Raw genomic sequence first — 17,503 nt, 5'->3', positions numbered from 1 at the left:
GAGGAGCATGGGGGACGGGACGGGCTGTGCGGCCGAGGATGCGGCCCGGGGCCCGGCCTCCGGCCCCCGGTTTGCCATCACGGGGGATGAGTGCGTATGGTGGTAGATCGTTTGATCCCATTTGCCCGGCGCCACAAGAGAGCGCCGCGTGTGGCGCGTACTCTCCCTTGCCGTGGCTGACCGCATCGAGGCGGTCCTTTGCGAAAACACGGAGTTTGGGCGCGTGCCGAGACTCCGGAAGGTTTCGCATTTCGCATGTCCGTAAACACCTCTGACCTCGTCGTCCTGCCCGAGAACACCCCGAACGACGAGGCGGCGGCCGAGTCCGCCCCGAGCGCCGGCGGGACCACCGCCGAGACGCCCCAGACCTCGGAGACGCCGGTCCTGGAGACCGAGAGCTCCGAGACCTCCGAGACCTCCGGGACCGACACCCCCGAGGCCGCCTCCGCGACCCCGGAGATCACCTTCTCCGATCTGGGCCTGCCCGAGGGCATCGTCCGCAAGCTCGCCCAGAACGGTGTCACCACCCCCTTCCCGATCCAGGCCGCGACCATCCCGGACGCCCTGGCCGGCAAGGACATCCTCGGCCGCGGCCGCACCGGTTCCGGCAAGACCCTCTCCTTCGGCCTGCCGCTGCTCGCCACGCTGGCGGGCGGCCACACCGCGAAGAAGCACCCCCGCGGTGTGATCCTCGTCCCCACCCGCGAGCTCGCGATGCAGGTGGCGGACGCCCTCCAGCCCTACGGCGACGTGCTCGGCCTGAAGATGAAGGTCGTCTGCGGCGGTACGTCGATGGGCAACCAGATCTACGCCCTCGAGCGGGGCGTCGACATCCTCGTCGCCACCCCGGGCCGGCTGCGCGACATCATCAACCGCGGTGCCTGCTCGCTGGACAGCGTGCAGATCGCGGTCCTCGACGAGGCCGACCAGATGGCGGACCTCGGCTTCATGCCCGAGGTCACCGAGCTGCTCGACCAGATCCCGGAGGGCGGCCAGCGCATGCTGTTCTCCGCGACGCTGGAGAACGAGATCGACAGCTTGGTCAAGCGCTACCTGAACAACCCGGTCACGCACGAGGTCGACGCGGCCCAGGGCGCGGTCACGACGATGTCCCACCACATCCTGATCGTGAAGCCGAAGGACAAGGCCCCGGTCACCGCCGCCATCGCCGCACGCAAGGGCCGCACGATCATCTTCGTCCGTACGCAGCTCGGCGCCGACCGCGTCGCCGAGCAGCTGCGCGACGCGGGTGTGCGGGCCGACGCGCTGCACGGCGGCATGACGCAGGGCGCCCGGACCCGGACGCTGGCCGACTTCAAGGACGGGTACGTCAATGTGCTCGTCGCGACCGACGTCGCCGCCCGTGGCATCCACGTCGACGGCATCGACCTGGTGCTGAACGTGGACCCGGCCGGTGACCACAAGGACTACCTGCACCGCTCCGGCCGTACGGCGCGGGCCGGCCGTTCCGGCGTGGTCGTCTCCCTGTCGCTGCCGCACCAGCGGCGCCAGATCTTCCGGCTGATGGAGGACGCGGGCGTCGACGCCACCCGCCACATCGTGGGCGGTGCCGGTGTCTTCGAGCCCGAGGTCGCCGAGATCACCGGCGCCCGGTCGCTGACCGAGGTGCAGGCCGACTCCGCGAGCAACGCCGCCAAGCAGGCCGAGCGCGAGGTCGCCGAACTCACCAAGGAGCTGGAGCGCGCCCAGCGGCGCGCCGCCGAGCTGCGCGGTGAGGCGGACCGGCTGGTCGCGCGGGCGGCGCGGGAACGGGGCGAGGAGCCTCCGGCCGCCGGTGCCCACGCCGACGCCGAGGCGGACTCCGCGGAGCCGGCCGACGTCGTCTCCGTTCCGGTCGTGGCGGAGCCGGTCGTCTCGGAGCGTGAGGAGCGCCGTGACGAGCGGGGCAACTTCGAGCGCCGTGACCGCGGTGGCGACCGCAGGGACGGCGACCGCGGCGGGTACCGCCGGGACCATGACCGTCCGTTCAACCGGGACAATGACCGTCCGTTCAACCGGGACAACCGGGGTTACGAGCGCCGGGACAACGACCGTCCGTTCAACCGCGACCGTGACCGTCGTGACGGGGACCGTGGCGGCTTCCGCCGTGACGACCGGCGTGACGAGCGTCGTGACGACCGTGGTGGCCGTCCCTTCGAGCGTCGTGACGACCGTGGTAGCCGTCCCTCGTTCGGCCGTGACAGCCGCGACGACCGTGGTGGCCGCTCCTTCGAGCGTCGTGACGACCGTCGTGACGGGGACCGTGGCGGCTTCCGCCGTGACGACCGGCGTGACGAGCGTCGTGACGACCGTGGTGGCCGTCCCTTCGAGCGTCGTGACGACCGTGGCGGTCGTCCCTCGTTCGGCCGTGACAGCCGCGACCACCGCGGCAGCGACCGTCCGTTCAACCGTGACCGCCGTGAGGACCGCCCTGCCGGCGGTCACCGCTCCGCCGCGCCCGACCGTCCGTACGGCCGTCGTGACGACCACCGCGGTGACCACCGCTCCACCGGTTCCTTCGGGGGCGCCCGCCGCGAGGACAAGCCGCGCTGGAAGCGCAACGGCTGACCCCGGCGCCGAAGGCCGTCGGCCCGTCGGCCTGAAGATGCCCGAAGACGCCTGAACGAAGCGGGCCCGTCCTCTCCGGACGGGCCCGCTTCCGTCTCCGCGCGCCCACCGCGCCGGGCCGGACATCCGATACTGGATCGGCTCTCCGGCCCGGTCCGGCTATGCTCTTGGATGACTCGACAGGGGCCGTTAGCTCAATTGGCAGAGCAGTGGACTTTTAATCCATTGGTTGTGGGTTCGAGTCCCACACGGCCTACCCCTGGACCCCTGGTCAGACGCCTATTGACCGGGGGTTCGTTCGTTTCAAGATCGTTAGCTCCACCGTTGCTCCACCGAAGTGCACGCGGGCGGGTGCGGCAGTGCACGAACGACAGAGGGCCCCGGTTCCGGGGCCCTCTTCGCGTTCCGTCACGGCGTCGACCGGGTGGGGGACAGCCTCGTCGCGCGGAACCCCGTCGGGGTCATGAGGTGAGTGCGGCGGTGACGTCGAGGGTGTCGACGTGCATGCCCAGTGGCACCCGCCAGGACTCCACGCACAGGGTCCAGGTGCGCTCGGCCCTGCCGCCGGCTGGGATCGGCGCGGGCAGTTCGCGGGTCTGGGTGATGGTCTTTCCAGTCGATGCCGAGGGCGCCGATGATGTGCGTGCCGAAGGTGACGGTGGCTGACTTCACGGGCGAGCCGCGAATGTACCCAGCGTGTCTACGGATGTCACCGAAACCTGTCTCGAAGCCGCGTCGGCCGACCGTGTCTCTGTCCCGGCTCATCGAGGCGGCGAGGACGGACTCGCCGAAGTCGGACTCGCCGGAGCCGGGGACGCCGAAGTCGGGGACGCCGAAGTCGGCGATGAGCGACTGGCAGGAGGAGTGCGGCTACCGGGGCCGCAAGCCGGGCCAGCCCGCCGACGGCATCCCCGGCCAGGACTCGCTGACGCGGCTCGGCGCGAACCACGGATTTGACGTGGAGGACTGATGAGCACGGCGACCCCGCGCGCGCTGCGCACCGTCCTGCAGACGGCCGTCGGCCTCGCCGTCGCCCTGCCGCTGATCTTCGCCGAGGCCGGGGTGCCGGACTCGTGGCCGTGAGCCGCGGCGACCCTCGCCGTGGCCGGCGGGTTCGCGCGGGTGATGGCACTCCCCGCCGTGCAGCAGCTCCTGCCCGGCCGGCTGCGCACCGACGCCCGGGCAGCGGCGGGTGAGCGTGGAAGCGACCAGCGTCCCCGCCATGGACCTGGTCCTGGTGTGAGGCGGGGCGGTCACGATCCTCGTCGGCGTCGGCTCCATCGCCCGGCGGGCCCTACGCGCGATGCTCCAGCTCGGGCGCCGTGCCGAGGAGTTCATGGACGACTGGTCCGGCCAGGAGGAGCGCCCGGGAGTGATGGAACGCGTCGGCGGGATCGAGGCGCGCGTGGGCGGGATCGAGGCGCGCCTGACCTGCGTCGAGCACGATCTCTACCCGAACAGCGGCGAGAGCCTGCGGGACGCCGTGGACCTGGCGAACTCACGGCTCGCACGGCTGTGCCCGGACGAGGAGGGGGAGCCGCCCTCCCCGCCGGGCGTATCGCACCGGTGATGGGCGTCACCGCCTCTCCCTGTGCGATCCGAGTGAAAGCTGCATCGCTCGGTCGATGACCAGTCAGGTGAAACGCGTCTGCACGGTCGATCAACGTGGCTCTGCATCTCATCGACCGGTGGGGCGAGAGGATGCGCGGTATGGATCAGGGGGATGCGGCCGTGTGGGCTGCTGCACTGGGGATTGCTGGAACGCTCGCGGGGGCACTCGGAGGCGCGCTCGTCCAAGGCCGAGTAATCCGGCGGCAGGTGCGGGACCAAGAAGCCGTCGATGTAAGGCTCCGGTTGAGGGAAGAGCGGCAAGCGGCGTTCGCGGCTGTCCTTGATCGATGCAGCGAGGCAGATGCCACCTTCAGCCCGATCATCCGTGCTCGTGTCCAGCCTGAGTGGGATGACGAGGCTGACCACCGAGAGCTATGGGCCCCCACCAACGCCGCACTGGACGCACTACAGCGAGCGGTTACAGCGGTGGCAATCACCGGCCCCGACTCCATGGCCGACTTGGCCTCTTCCATCCACGAAGCAATCCAGGCGAAGGCGAACGCAATGCGCCTTCCCGCTGCGGACTTCGCGCAGCGTATCCGGATGTTCGGAGAACACAGCACGGCACTGGAACAGGCGCAGCGCAACTTCATCCGGGAGGCCAGGGCTGTGCTCGCCGCTCCGGTGCGATAGCGGGCGCGTCCCCCATCAGGGAGCACCATGCCGCCGAGTGCCCCGCCCGCTGGCGGGAGTTGTCGGTGCCCACCTGTACGGTCGGCCTTGTCCATTGCTTGCGCTGAGGACCGGCCCCCGCCCAGCGTGGAACCCGGGCGGGGAGCCCTCGCACTATGCGGCCTCGGTGACGTCGTCTCGGGTCGCGGCCGCCCACTGGCGGAGCAGGACCTCGTACTCCTCGGCGGGCCAGGCGCCGCCGGCCTCGTCGACCAGGCGGCGGATGCGGTCGTTGACCCGGTCCGGATTCGGGCGCGCGCAGCCGTGACCGACACAAGGGCAGGGGGACATACCCCCATCGTAAGGGCGCGGGCCGGGTGGGCTGCGCGGCTCAACGCAGGCAGAGGACCATCGCGTCGTAGAACGGTGCCTCTTCCCACGGGTGGGAGCGGCCGACGGTCTGGTAGCCCCAGGCGGCGTAGGCGGACTGCGCGGGGGCGAGGCCTCCGGTTCGGGGCGCACGGTGAGGGTGACCCGCTCGACGTCCAGGCCCGCCAGGAGCCGGGTATGCAGCTCGCGGGCTATGCCGCGGCGGCGCCACGGTTTGCGGACTGCGAGTTCGATGATGACGAACGTCCGCTCTCCGTCCTCGCGGGTGAACTCGTCGGGCATCGGGTCCAGCAGGTTCGTCCACCAGCCGGTGTCCGGGGAGAGGCGGTAGCCGAACGCGAAGCCGACCACTTCTCCGGTATCGCGAGCGAAGACAAGACGGAAGCCCGGCCTGGGGGTCTGTACCTGGTAGTGGCCGATGAACTCGGCGACGTCGCGCGGCCCTTCGCAGTACGGGGGCTCGACGTAAACCTCCTCGTAGGCGGGCAGGAGCCGGACGTCGACGCGCTGCCGTTCGTCGACCGGGAGTTCCTGCCACAAGATCCGTACCCGACGGGCGAGGGGCGGTGGAAGGCGAACATGGTCGGCGCTCGCGGCTGCCCGTACGACTGCGCGTTCTGCGGGGCGGCGGTGAGCGTCAACGCGGACGTGAAGATCCGCACCCGTGCGCCGGAGAACATCCTCGGCGAGATGCACCATCTGCACGACCGCTACCAGGTGACCGCTTTCCGGTTCGTCGACGATCTCTTCCTGGGGGCGCACCGGATCATCGCCGAGATGATGGAGGCCTTCACCCGCCACCGGGCCGGGGACCGGTTCGTGTGGGACGCCACCGGCCGGATCAACGTCCTCGCCCGGGAGAGCGACGCCATGCTGGACACCCTCGTCGCCAACGGACTGCGGGAGGTCGCGCTCGGGATCGAGTCCGGCAGTGACCGCGTCCTCGCGGCGATGGACAAGCGGATCACGTCCGCCATGACCCTGGCGGTCGCCCGCCGGCTCATGGGCCGCGGCATCAACGTGAAGGGCTACTTCATCCTCGGGTTCCCGGGCGAGCGGCCGGAGGACCTGGATGCCACCGTGCGGCACATCTACGACCTGTGGAACCTCGACGACCGGCTGCCTGGACGTTTCCGCGCGTCGGTGTTCGAGTTCCGCCCCTACCCGGGGACTCCCGTGTGGGCGCGACTCGTCGACGCCGGGCACAGCGAGGAGGCGATGCTCGCCTTTAGGGACGTCGACCTGTCCGACCAGGGAGCGGACGAGGCGATGCGAGCGAGGGACGAGTTCAACTTCTCCGTCGGCATCCAGTTCTCCGGCACCGACCTGCCGGTACTGCGCCACACGCTGGCGGCGCTGACCCGTGAGCAGTACGACCGTACGACGGCGGGGGTGTCGGCATGAGCGGCCGGCTGGTCACGCTCGACGGGCCCGGCGGCGTCGGGAAGTCCACGACCGTGGGGCTGCTGGCCGAGCTGCTGCGCGAGCGCGGCGAGACGGTACACGCCACGACCGAGCCGTCCCGCAGCGAGCTGGGCGCGTTCACCCGGTCCCACGCGGACCAGGTCACAGGCCGGGCCCTGGCCTGCCTGGTGGCCGCCGACCGGTACGACCACCTCGAACGCGAGGTCATCCCCTGGCTCGGCCGGGGAGCGACCGTCGTCTGCGACCGATACCTGGCCTCCTCCCTCGTCGTCCAGCAGCTCGACGGCGTCCCCGAGTGCTTCCTCCTGGCCCTCAACGCCGACATACGGCCGCCGGACCTGGCCGTCATCCTCAGCGCGGATCCGGCCACCATCGCGGCGAGGCTCACGGCGCGCGGGGCTCACCACCGCTTCGAGCGCGACCCGGGCATACCGGCTCGGGAAGTCGCCCTGTACGAGCGGGCCGCCGACACCCTGCGCGGTATGGGCGTGCCCGTTCTCGTCGTCGACACCACGACGGCCACCCCTTCGGAGGCCGCTGCCCGAATCGCCGATGCGCTCGCACCGGCCTCCGGTAGCGTCACCGGCCATCCGCTCTCCGCAACCCCCACGGAGTAACACAGCGATGCAAGACACCAGTTGGGAAACGATCGCCCGTCTCGTGGAGTGGCTCGACCAGGAGAGCCCCGTAGCACCGGAGACGGCGCGGCTCCTGCGCCTGATGAAGATCACCGAGGAAGCCGGCGAAGTCGCCGAGGCTGTCCAGGGCGCGTTGGGCTCGAATCCACGCAAGGGCCACAGTCACACCTGGGACGACGTGCAGAACGAGCTGTGTGACGTGATCTTCACCAGCATGGTCGCCCTGGCCACGATCAACCCGGACGCGGGGAAGATCTTCGAGGAGCGACTCGAGTTCATCGCCGGTCGCTCACTGCCCGGCTGATCGAGACTTCCCCGCCCTGGCGGTGAACCGTGCCCGCTGGTGGGGGGACGGGCCCGCCCCGCGAGGGGTGAGGGGTCGGGCCCGCCTGGGGGTGGTCTGCCAAGCCGCGGCCGTGGTGGCGGCCTGGTCCTGTTGCTCAGCGCGTCGGCCGGTCTCGGCCGGGGCGCTTGGCTGTTCCCGCCCTGGTGCGGGCGGACGGGCAGTGGCGGCACGTGTCCCTGGGCACCTGCCGCCGGAGGTGGTGGGGCCGTCGCCCGCACCGAGCCACCGCCGACGCGTCCGGTGGCCGTGGTGGGGGCCGCCGCCGCTCGTCGCCGTCCGGCACGCGGATGATCCCGTACAACCAAACGCACGCCCTGCCGGTCTTGTGAGAGCACCTCTCGATCAGGTCCGAAAGGCTCTCCCACCTGTGGAAATCCGTTCCCGGCTGAGATCCGTCTCCTCCGTCGTCGCCGCCGCGACGGTGGGCGGTCTGCTCACCGCCACCGCAACTCCGGCCTCCGCCGCCGTCAGCTGCGCTTCCCCGGTGTTCAAGCGGCAGTTCTTCGCCAACACCACCTTCTCCGGTACGCCGAAGAAGACCGACTGCGACAGCGCCGTCGACCAGAACTGGGGCACCGGAGCTCCGGCTTCCGGGCTGCCGTCCAACTACTTCTCGGTCCGCTGGACCGTGACCCGCGACTTCGGCTCCGGAGGGCCCTTCTCCTTCGCCGCCTCCGCCCAGGACGGCATCCGCGTCCACCTCGACGGCGTCCGCAAGATCGACCTGTGGAAGAACGTGTCCACGACGGCGAAGCAGACGGTCAACGTCACGATCCCGTCCGGCAAGCACACCCTCCGCGTCGACTTCGTCAACTGGACCGGCACGGCCAACGTCAAGTTCGGTTACACGCCGCGCACTTCGGCCGACGTCGACAAGGTCAAGCCGCTGACTCCGGCCGGGACCTCCGTGTCGTACGACTCCGTCACGGGCAAGGCGAAGCTGACCTGGGCCAAGAACAAGGAGATGGATCTCGCGGGGTACAAGGTGTACCGCCGTCTCAAGGGCACCTCCTTCGGCAGTACGCCGCTCGCGACCACCACGTCCACCTCGTACACCGACGCGACCCTCCCGGTGACCGGCGCGACCTACTACTACGAGGTCCGCGCCCACGACAAAGCCGGCAACGTCTCGGCAGGCACGGCGGACCAGAGCGTCACCACCGCCGACCGGACGGCCCCGGAGCGGGTCACCGGCCTGTCGGCGCTGGGCACGACCGCAGGCAACTCACTGACGTGGCAGGCCTCTTCGTCGAACGACGTGCACCACTACGAGGTGTGGGGCGCGCCCGAGGGGCGGTCGGACCCGGACGGGCCCGCGACCGTCTTCGGCACGTCGTACACGGACCCCGTCGCGGACGCGGGAACGCCCTACACGTACACGATCCGCGCCGTCGACGGCGCACAGAACCTCTCCCCGGTCTCCGACCCGCTGACGGTCACGCGCCCCGTCGCGTCCACCGTCCCCGCGCCGACCGCGCTCCAGGGCACGCCCGCAGACGCGCACACCCGTCTCACCTGGGCACCCGTCGAGGGCGAGGTCACCGGATTCCGCGTCTACCGGCGCACGGACGCCAACGGCGCCTGGACGCTCGTGGGCAGCAGCGCCGGGGCGTCGGCCGCGCGGTACGACGACACCTCGGCTCCGCAGGGCAAGGCCTTCTACCACGTCGTCGCCGTCGACGGTGCGGGCGCCGAGTCGGTTCCCTCGGCCGAGGCCGTCGTCGACCGCCTCACCGCGGCCACCGCGACCGGGCCGGCCGCGCCGCGGCTGACCGTGGTCTCCGAGGGGGGAACACGTTTCCCCATGGTCATCGAGGCCCTGCCGGGCGCGGGTGACGAGGGACGGCAGCTGAAGGGCTACTCCTGGGAGATCTCCGGAGCCTGCGGCGACAGCGGCACCCGACTGACGACCACGGGCACCATCTCGTGGACCCCGCAGTACACCGGCCCGTGCACGGCCACGGTGCACGCCGTTGACGTCTACGGCCGCACGGGCGAACACGGTTCCTCGGTGGAGGTCATGGTCTACCGCTGAGCGCCGCGCCGGCGGCCCGGCGCGCGTCACCCGCGGGTCCGTCACGCCCGGCCGGGCCCAGCAGTGCAACCGCGCCGCTTCCGGCCGGGCCGCCGTGTCGTCCGGAGGACAGCACGAACGAATGAGGCCCCGCCGCGACGGGGGAAACGCGGCGGGACCCATCTCTCGTGTGCCCGGTGGCGGGGCGATTATGCGCCAATGTCGCGCACGATTTGGCGAGATTGGTACTGCAGCCGCGAACCGGCCGCGGTTCGGGGCGCGCCGGGCCCGGTGGGAGCCGGCGCACCGGGGAAAACCCGGTGCCCGACTGTCACTGACATGTCATACGCTGCGTTCACAGGTAGCGCTCCGCGCCGTCGTCGGCGCAGGGGGACGCGCGGCCTCTCTCTTCTTCCGGCCCAGCGCCGGGTTCTCATGTGGGGGTACACATCACTGTGCGCAGGCGCAGCATCTCGACCGCGACGGCACTCGCGGTCCTCTTCAGCTCGGCGGCCCTGGTCGCGACCACGGCCGGCACCGCCGCCGCGGACTCCAGCAAGGTCCTGCCGGTCGCCTCGGTGGGCGACCTCGCAGTCGACGGAGTCCACAAGCGGGTCTACGTGTCCGACCCGCTGGGCGGGAAGATCGTCGTCACCGACTACGCGGGCACGGTCAAGGCGACCGTCACCGGCCTGCCCGGCGTGGAGGGCCTGGCCCTGTCCGCCGACTCCGGCCAGGTGTACGCGGCCGTCAAGGACAGCGACCGCATCGTCTCCGTGGACACGCTGACGTACAAGCAGAGCGCGAGCTACGCGCTGGCGGGGGCGGACGCACCGGCCAACCTGGAGGTCGTGGACGGCCGCATCTGGTTCGGGTACGGGGCGAACCTCGGTTCGCTCGACGTCTCCGGTGCCGAGCCCGCGGTGACGCTCGGCCTGAACACGGGCGTGAACTTCTTCTACGGCCCGCTGCTCCTCGGTTCCGACCCGTCCGCGCCGGGCGTGCTGGCGGTGGGCGCCGGCGGCCGGCTCGCCGTCTACGACGTCTCCGCGGACGGCGCCGTGCCGCGCGTCGTCGGCGACATGGACACGGACGTGAAGCAGATCGACCTGACGCCCGACGGGCAGCAGGTCCTCACCTCCTGGGAGAACGGCGGCCAGGGCTACGCCTTCCCCGCGTACTCCACCACCGACCTCAAGCAGGTCGGCAGGTATCCCACCGATGCCTACCCGAACGCGATCGCCGTGGCACCCGACGGGACCGTCGCGGGCGGCAGTTCCTCCTGGTACGAACCGGACGTCCACATCCACAGGGCGGGCGACACCACGCCGGTGAGGGAGTACGACTTCCCCAACACGGGCAACAGCAGCGGCGCCGACACGCTGGCCGACGGCGCGCTGGCCTGGGCCCCCGACCTCAGCCGGGTGTTCGCCGTCTCGGTCAACAGCTACGGCACGTTCAGCATCCGCGCCCTGACCGACCCCGCCAAGGAGATCCCCACCCTCAAGGTGTCGGCCCCCGCCGGCGGCGACCGGGCCGAGAAGCTCACCGTCACCGGGAAACTGACGTCGAGGACGGCGCTCCCGGCGGGCACTGTCCTCAACGTGACCCGTACGGACCTCGAGTCCCCGGGCGGCAAGGCGCTGCCCGCCGTCAAGACGAAGGCCGACGGCGGCTTCTCCTTCACGGACACCCCGCCCGCGGGCGGCAAGGTCACCTACAAGGTGGCCTACACGGGCGACGCGGCGCACGCCGCCGCCACGGGCTCGGACACGGTGGAGGTCACGCGCAAGAAGACCACCCTCACCCTGAACCGCAACGGCAAGGTCTACTCGTACGGCAAGGACGTCTCCTTCACCGCGCACCTCGGTACGACGTACAAGAACCGGACGGTCGCGATCTACGCCGACCCCTTCGGCGCCGACAAGCCCAAGAAGCTGCTGAAGAAGGCCAGGGTCAACTCCAGCGGCAACCTGTCGGCGACGGTGGACATGAAGCGTGACACCACCGTCACCGCCGTCTTCGAGGGTGACGCCCGCTACGCGCCGAAGACGGCGAAGTCGACGGCGTACGCCAGGGCGAAGGTCTCCATGGCCGTCTCCAAGCACTACAGGACGGGCACGATCGGCTCCAGGAAGTACTACTACTTCCGTAAGAACACCGACCCGGTCTTCACCACCACGATGAACTACTACCAGGGGCGCCAGCAGCGGCTGCAGCTCCAGGTGTACTACCAGGGCACGTGGTACGAGGCCGGTTCCGAGTACTACGCCCTGGGCGCGGACGGCAAGTCCGCCGTCCGCCTGGGCGCGCCGGGCGAGGCCGGCATCCGTGCGCGGGTGCGGTCGTCGTACATCAACAACTCCTCCGGCGACAACGTGAACTCCACGACCCACGGGGCGTGGAAGTACTTCACCTTCACCAACTAGTGCCGCGTCGGTCGGGGTTTGCCCGCTGAGGAGCGGCGTCCGGTGCCGGGGGCACCTCCCGCCGGAGGCAGGGGGAGCATCGCAAGGCGGCCGGAAGCCCTCGTAGTGGGCCTGCTCGGGCTTTCGGCCAACGCAGCGTGGGGGTACCCCCCGTGCCCGGAGGGCTGCGGGGGAGTGCCGTGCAGGGCGTCGCGACGGGGCGAACCTCGGCCGACGCGGCACTAGGCATCGGTGTCCCGGGCCACCGGTCCGCCGCCACGGCCCCCGCGTCCGCGCGGGGGCCGTACGCGTGCCGGCGCCGGCCGCGCCGGGAGAACGGCAGGGGACTAGGAACCGCGCAGGTCATCCTCGCGGTACTCGGCCGTGGAACCCGCCGCCGTCGCCTCGCGGAGTTCGATGCGGCGGATCTTCCCCGAGACCGTCTTCGGCAGGTCCCCGAACTCGATGACGCGGACGCGCTTGTACGGGGCGAGGACCGCCCGCGCGTGCTCGAAGATCGCCTTGGCGGTGGCCGGGCCCGGTTCCCAGCCCGCGGCCAGGACGATGTACGCCTTCGGCACGGCGAGGCGCACCGGGTCGGGGGCCGGGACGACTGCGGCCTCGGCGACCGCCTCGTGCTCCAGCAGCGCGCTCTCCACCTCGAAGGGCGAGATCTTGTAGTCGGAGGCCTTGAAGACGTCGTCCGCGCGGCCGACGTACGTCAGATAGCCGTCGGCGTCGCGGGAGCCGATGTCCCCGGTGCGGTAGTAGCCGCCCGCCATGGCCTCGGCCGTGCGCTCCGGGTCGCCGTGGTAGCCGGTCATCAGCCCGACCGGGCGGGCCGACAGGTCCAGGCAGATCTCGCCCTCGTCCGCGCCGGGCTTGCCGGTGACAGGGTCGAGCAGTTCGACGACGTACCCCGGGCTGGGCCGGCCCATCGAGCCGGGCTTGAGCGGCTGGCCGGGCGGGTTGGCGACCTGCACGGCGGTCTCCGTCTGGCCGAAGCCGTCGCGGATGGTCACGCCCCAGGTGCGCCGTACGGTCTCGATGACCTCGGGGTTCAGCGGTTCGCCGGCGGCGACGACCTCGCGCGGCGGGGTGCGCAGCTGGGTGAGGTCGGCCTGGATGAGCATGCGCCACACGGTCGGCGGGGCGCAGAAGCTGGTCACGCCGGCCCGGTCCATCTCGTTCATCAGCCGGGTCGCGTCGAAGCGCGTGTAGTTGTGGATGAAGACGGTCGCCTCCGCGTTCCACGGCGCGAAGAGGTTGGACCAGGCGTGCTTGGCCCAGCCGGGCGAGGAGATGTTCAGGTGCACGTCGCCGGGCTTCAGCCCGATCCAGTACATCGTCGCCAGATGCCCGATCGGGTACGAGACGTGGGTGTGCTCGACCAGCTTCGGCAGCGAGGTGGTGCCGGAGGTGAAGTACAGCATCAGGGTGTCGTCGGCGAGCGTCGGCCCGTCCGGCTCGAAGCGCTCCGCGGCTCCGTACGCGTTCTCGTACGCCAGCCAGCCCGCGGGGAAGTCGGACCCCACCCGGATGCGGGTGTACGAGCCGGGCACGTCGGCGAACTTGGCGGTGTCCTCCGACCGCGCGACCACATGCCGCGCCTGTCCCCGCTCGATGCGGTCCGCGAGATCGGCCGGGCCGAGCAGCGGGGTCGCCGGGATGACGACGGCCCGCAGCTTCATCGCGGCCAGCGCCGTCTCCCACAGCTCCACCTGGTTGCCGAGCATCACGAGCACCCGGTCGCCGGCGCGCACGCCCTGCTCCCGAAGCCAGTTGGCGACCTGGGCGGAGCGGGCGGACAGCTCGGCGAAGGAGTAGCGGTCCTCCCTGCCGTCCTCCTCGACGATATGCAGGGCGGTGCGGTCGTTGCCCGCCGCGATCGTGTCGAACCAGTCCAGCGCCCAGTTGAACCGCTCCGGGCGGGGCCAGTTGAAGCCCGCGTACGCCGCCGTGTAGTCCTCCCTGTGCTTCAGCAGGAAGTCCCGTGCCGCCCGGAACTCCTCCGTCGTGCCGCCGTTGCCAGCCATGCGTCCCTCACTCACCTCGTCGGCGACTTCGCTGTCGCCGTCCTCGGCCACAGTCTCCCGCGCCGGTTCCGCGCGCCCGTCGTCCGCCCCGGTCTTCCGTGCCGGTCCTCCGTGCCGGTGTGCGCCCGGTCCCGGTCCGGCCCGATCCGGGTTCTTCCGCCCCGGCGTCCGATCCCGTCCTTCCCCGCCCGGAGTGCGTGGCAACCGGCGAGGACGGGGCCGGCGGGGAAACGATTAGGGGTACGGGCGCCGATGCCGTAGGGTGGAGAACACGACGCGGGGTGGAGCAGCTCGGTAGCTCGCTGGGCTCATAACCCAGAGGTCGCAGGTTCAAATCCTGTCCCCGCTACTGATCACGAGGGGCCCGGTGCGCATGGCGCGCCGGGCCCCTCGTGCGTTGTGCGTCCCCGCATCCCCCGTCTTTCCGCCCCGCTGACGTCGCCGCCGGGCCGCGTGCGATCCGGTCGCCGCCAGGGCGGCGTGCGGGGCCGGGCTCCGCGCCCGGGGGTGGGTTTCACGCTGGGTAGCCGAACCGTCCCCCTCCGCATAACAACTGACATACTGTCAGTTGACAAATCGCGGGGAGGGTGAACCGTGGGCGCGTCAATGTGGCGGCTTGTGCCCCTATTTGACCCGTCCGTACCTCCGGGAAGGGTAAAGGATCTCCCAGGAGAGCTTGGAATAAGCACACGACCTCTATTAACGTTCGATAACGCAGCGCGGTCGTCACAGCTGTCGCAAGAGATGGCTCCGCGCTCAATCGCCGAATCCCGCACCAACAGCAGCACCAGCACCACCCGAAAGGGAACCGGGGAACCACACCTCTGGGGTGAATCGGACAGCCTTCACCGGCCGTCCGTAGGAGACCTTCCTGCTCCGAACCCGTCAGCTAACCCGGTAGGCGAGAAGGAAGGAAAGGAGTGCGCCTCAGTGGCGTCCGCCCGCAGCCAGACCAGCCCTGCCCCGGAAACCACCGTCTTCGGACCGGAGGAGACCACCGGGGGGACGGACAACCGGACCTGGGGCGAGTGGAACCCCACCGCCGAGTCCATACGGCCCGTCCGCGGCCGGCACCGCGTCGCCAGGCAGCGCGGCGGAGGCTTCGCCCGTAGCTCCACGGTTCTCGGCGTCGGCGTCATGGCCGCGGTCGGCGCCGGCGGTATCGCCACCGCGCAGGAGAAGCCCCCCGTCCCGATCCTGGCCGGAGTCGCCGACTCCCTGCCCGACGTCGGCTCCCTCCTCTCGGACGACGACTCCGACAAGCCGGACTCGCCCGAGGACGTCGTCGCCGCCACCCCGCTCACCAGCGCGGGCGTCACCGCCGCCGACACCGCCGCGGGCACCACCGACGCGGGCGAGGCACTGCGCGCCCGGATCATGGAGCAGGCCGAGCAGCAGCAGGCCGCCGCCGAGGCCGCCGAGCGCGCCGCGGCCGAGAAGGCCGCCGCCGAGGCCGCCGCCAAGGAAGCCGCCGAGCAGCAGGAGAAGGCGGAGGCCGAGAAGGAGGCCGCCCGCAAGAAGGCAGAGGAAGAGGCTGCGAAGAAGGCCGAGGCGGAGCGCCTCGCCAAGCTCGCCGCCAGCTACTCCCTGCCCACCTCCTCGTACACGCTGACCTCCTCCTTCGGGCAGTCCGGCGAGTACTGGTCCTCCGGTCAGCACACCGGTCTCGACTTCGCCGCCCCCACCGGAACCCCCGTCAAGGCGGTCCACGGCGGCACGATCACCTCCGCGGGCTGGTCCGGCTCCTACGGCTACCGCATCGTCCTCCAGCTCGAGGACGGTACCGAGATCTGGTACTGCCACCTGTCCTCCATGACCGTCACCTCGGGCGAGGTCAGCACCGGCGAGACCATCGGCCGTGTCGGCGCCACCGGCAATGTCACGGGACCGCACCTCCACCTGGAGGTCAGGCCCGGCGGCGGCGACCCGATCGACCCGGCGGCCTGGCTGCGCAGCAAGGGCCTGACCCTGTGAGCCGCTGACCCGACCGCACCGCCCTCCTGTCCCCCCGACGGCCGCCGCCCCGCACGGAGCGGCGGCCGGGTCATGCGCGGGGGCCGGTGCGGCCCGGCGGGGCCCGGCCCGGCCCGGTCCTGCCCTTGGGTCCGCCGCTTTCCGGACCCGGGACCCACAGAGGCGGCGGGTGCCGGGCCCGTCAGGTCCGGTACGGGTTGTGGAAGTCCCACGGCGGTGGCTGCTGCGCGTGCGGAGGCGGCCACGCCGGTGCGGGCGGAGGGGCGGCCAGCGCCGCCGCATGGGCCAGAGCGGGGCGGGCCGGCTCCCTGCGCTGCCACAGATGGTGCAGCAACTCCCGCTCCCGCGCCGCGAAGTCGGGGTCCGCCAGACCCCGGCGGGCCCGGTGCCGCAGCAGCGCCAGGGAGGTCGCGAAGGTCTCGTACTCGGAGACCGCACGCGCCGCCTCGGGGCCGCCCATACGGGCGGCGTACTGGCGGGCCAGGGTGCGGGCACGCATGGAGGACAGGGCGTGCGGCTCCGGCGGGGTGAGCCAGCCCGTCGTGGTGTACAGCGGCAACTCGTCGCGTATGGTGCGCAGTTCCCGCTGCCGGGACCAGATGGTCAGCCAGGTCACCAGGGCGAACACGGGCACCATGAAGGACACGTACACCGCGTAGAAGCCGTACTCGCCGAGAACCGGCGAGCCGTTCCACACCGAGTGCATGCCCATCGACAGCACCAGCCCGAGCAGCGGCAACAGAGCCTTGCGCAGCCGCTGGTGGGCGGCCGCCACCGCCGCCACACCGAAGCCGATGCCGGTCAGCACCGTGAACAGCGGGTGCGCGAAGGGGGACATGACGATCCGTACGAAGAAGGTGGCGGCCGTCACCGAGGCCAGCCCGGAGTTGCCGGCGGCCAGGTCCATGCCGAAGGCGTTGCCGAGGTAGAGGATGTTCTCGGTGAAGGCGAACCCGGTGGCGGTGATCCCCGCGACGACGATGCCGTCCGTGATCCCGGTGAACTCCCTTCTGCGGAACAGGAAGAGCAGCAGCACGGCGACCGCCTTCGCCGACTCCTCCACGATCGGGGCCACCACCGTCGCCCCGATCGTGTCGGCGCTCGTCGGGTCCGCCGTCGCCGTCGCTATCCACTGCGTGGCAAAGCTGTTCGCGATGATCGAGATCAGCGCGGCGGCGCAGGCGCCCCACGCGAACGCGAAGACCATGTTCCGCCAGGGGCCCGGCGCGACACCGTCCAGCCAGCGGAACGCCGCCACGAGCAGGGGCACGGGCAGGACCGCGAGGCCCAGGCCGACGAGGAAGCCCTCCGTGCCGGTCTGCTGCCGCACGAGGGCGAGGATGACCAGGCCGGACAGGCCGAGCAGAGTGATCAGGGCGCCGGCTCTGACGCCCTTGCTGCGCCAGAAGGCGCGGTACGGCCGGTAGCGGCGGGGGTGTTGTGCCGCCGGTACTCCCAGTGGGGGGACGGGGGGTGAGTAC

The 17,503-nt window shown here is 71.2% G+C and carries 13 protein-coding genes, 2 tRNA genes, 1 pseudogene and 1 riboswitch; of the genes and pseudogenes, 12 read left to right on the top strand and 4 right to left on the bottom strand.

Annotated elements, in window-relative coordinates:
• Nucleotides 1-255: 255 nt before the first annotated feature.
• From GUY61_RS19435 to GUY61_RS19410, 5 genes are all read left to right on the top strand, one after another.
• The gene (locus GUY61_RS19435; protein WP_166631470.1) at nt 256-2,568 is read left to right on the top strand and encodes a DEAD/DEAH box helicase; all 2,313 of its coding nucleotides are present in this window, start codon (nt 256-258) and stop codon (nt 2,566-2,568) included.
• Between the two features lie 183 nt (nt 2,569-2,751).
• Nucleotides 2,752-2,824: transfer RNA gene (locus tag GUY61_RS19430), tRNA-Lys, on the top strand.
• Between the two features lie 450 nt (nt 2,825-3,274).
• Nucleotides 3,275-3,538 (top strand): hypothetical protein, encoded by a 264-nt coding sequence (locus GUY61_RS19425; protein ID WP_166631469.1) that lies wholly within the window; start codon nt 3,275-3,277, stop codon nt 3,536-3,538.
• Between the two features lie 333 nt (nt 3,539-3,871).
• Nucleotides 3,872-4,138 (top strand): hypothetical protein, encoded by a 267-nt coding sequence (locus GUY61_RS19415; RefSeq protein WP_166631461.1) that lies wholly within the window; start codon nt 3,872-3,874, stop codon nt 4,136-4,138.
• Between the two features lie 95 nt (nt 4,139-4,233).
• Complete coding sequence (locus GUY61_RS19410; protein ID WP_166631468.1) at nt 4,234-4,812, top strand: hypothetical protein; 579 nt, start codon at nt 4,234-4,236, stop codon at nt 4,810-4,812.
• A 153-nt stretch (nt 4,813-4,965) separates the two neighbouring features.
• Here the strand turns inward: GUY61_RS19410 and GUY61_RS19405 are convergent, their stop codons facing one another.
• Nucleotides 4,966-5,142, bottom strand: a complete 177-nt coding sequence (locus GUY61_RS19405; protein ID WP_166631467.1) for a hypothetical protein — start codon at nt 5,140-5,142, stop codon at nt 4,966-4,968.
• A 40-nt stretch (nt 5,143-5,182) separates the two neighbouring features.
• Nucleotides 5,183-5,724, bottom strand: a pseudogene (locus GUY61_RS19400) (GNAT family N-acetyltransferase).
• A gap of 36 nt (nt 5,725-5,760) precedes the next feature.
• Here GUY61_RS19400 and GUY61_RS19395 point away from each other — a divergent pair.
• From GUY61_RS19395 to GUY61_RS19375, 5 genes are all read left to right on the top strand, one after another.
• A complete protein-coding gene (locus GUY61_RS19395; protein WP_166631466.1) occupies nt 5,761-6,585 on the top strand; it encodes a radical SAM protein in 825 nt (274 codons plus the stop codon).
• Nucleotides 6,582-7,223 carry a dTMP kinase gene (gene tmk, locus GUY61_RS19390; protein WP_166631465.1) on the top strand — a complete coding sequence of 214 codons (642 nt, stop codon included), beginning with the start codon at nt 6,582-6,584 and terminating at the stop codon, nt 7,221-7,223. Before GUY61_RS19395 ends, tmk begins: the two co-directional genes overlap by 4 nt.
• Nucleotides 7,224-7,230: 7 nt before the next feature.
• The gene (locus tag GUY61_RS19385) at nt 7,231-7,548 is read left to right on the top strand and encodes a MazG-like family protein (RefSeq protein WP_166631464.1); all 318 of its coding nucleotides are present in this window, start codon (nt 7,231-7,233) and stop codon (nt 7,546-7,548) included.
• 409 nt (nt 7,549-7,957) lie between these two features.
• Entirely contained in the window at nt 7,958-9,625 is a 1,668-nt protein-coding gene (locus tag GUY61_RS39210) for a PA14 domain-containing protein (RefSeq protein WP_313896742.1), read from the top strand.
• A gap of 434 nt (nt 9,626-10,059) precedes the next feature.
• Complete coding sequence (locus GUY61_RS19375) at nt 10,060-12,033, top strand: Ig-like domain repeat protein (protein WP_166631472.1); 1,974 nt, start codon at nt 10,060-10,062, stop codon at nt 12,031-12,033.
• Between the two features lie 326 nt (nt 12,034-12,359).
• Here GUY61_RS19375 and GUY61_RS19370 read toward each other — a convergent pair whose 3' ends face one another.
• A complete protein-coding gene (locus GUY61_RS19370; RefSeq protein WP_166631463.1) occupies nt 12,360-14,048 on the bottom strand; it encodes an AMP-binding protein in 1,689 nt (562 codons plus the stop codon).
• Between the two features lie 275 nt (nt 14,049-14,323).
• Here GUY61_RS19370 and GUY61_RS19365 point away from each other — a divergent pair.
• Nucleotides 14,324-14,397, top strand: a tRNA-Met gene (locus tag GUY61_RS19365).
• Between the two features lie 402 nt (nt 14,398-14,799).
• Nucleotides 14,800-14,967, top strand: a riboswitch (cyclic di-AMP (ydaO/yuaA leader).
• Between the two features lie 11 nt (nt 14,968-14,978).
• Complete coding sequence (locus tag GUY61_RS19360) at nt 14,979-16,022, top strand: M23 family metallopeptidase (RefSeq protein WP_313896740.1); 1,044 nt, start codon at nt 14,979-14,981, stop codon at nt 16,020-16,022.
• A gap of 181 nt (nt 16,023-16,203) precedes the next feature.
• Here GUY61_RS19360 and GUY61_RS19355 read toward each other — a convergent pair.
• On the bottom strand, nt 16,204-17,503 hold a 1,300-nt coding region (locus tag GUY61_RS19355), incomplete at its 5' end, for a PrsW family intramembrane metalloprotease (protein ID WP_398956095.1).

Source organism: Streptomyces sp. GC420 (genome assembly GCF_009916105.1).
Classification (GTDB): Bacteria; Actinomycetota; Actinomycetes; order Streptomycetales; family Streptomycetaceae; genus Streptomyces.
The sequence above is the reverse complement of the archived record's forward strand: the minus strand, read 5'-3'. Positions and strand labels throughout refer to the sequence as shown.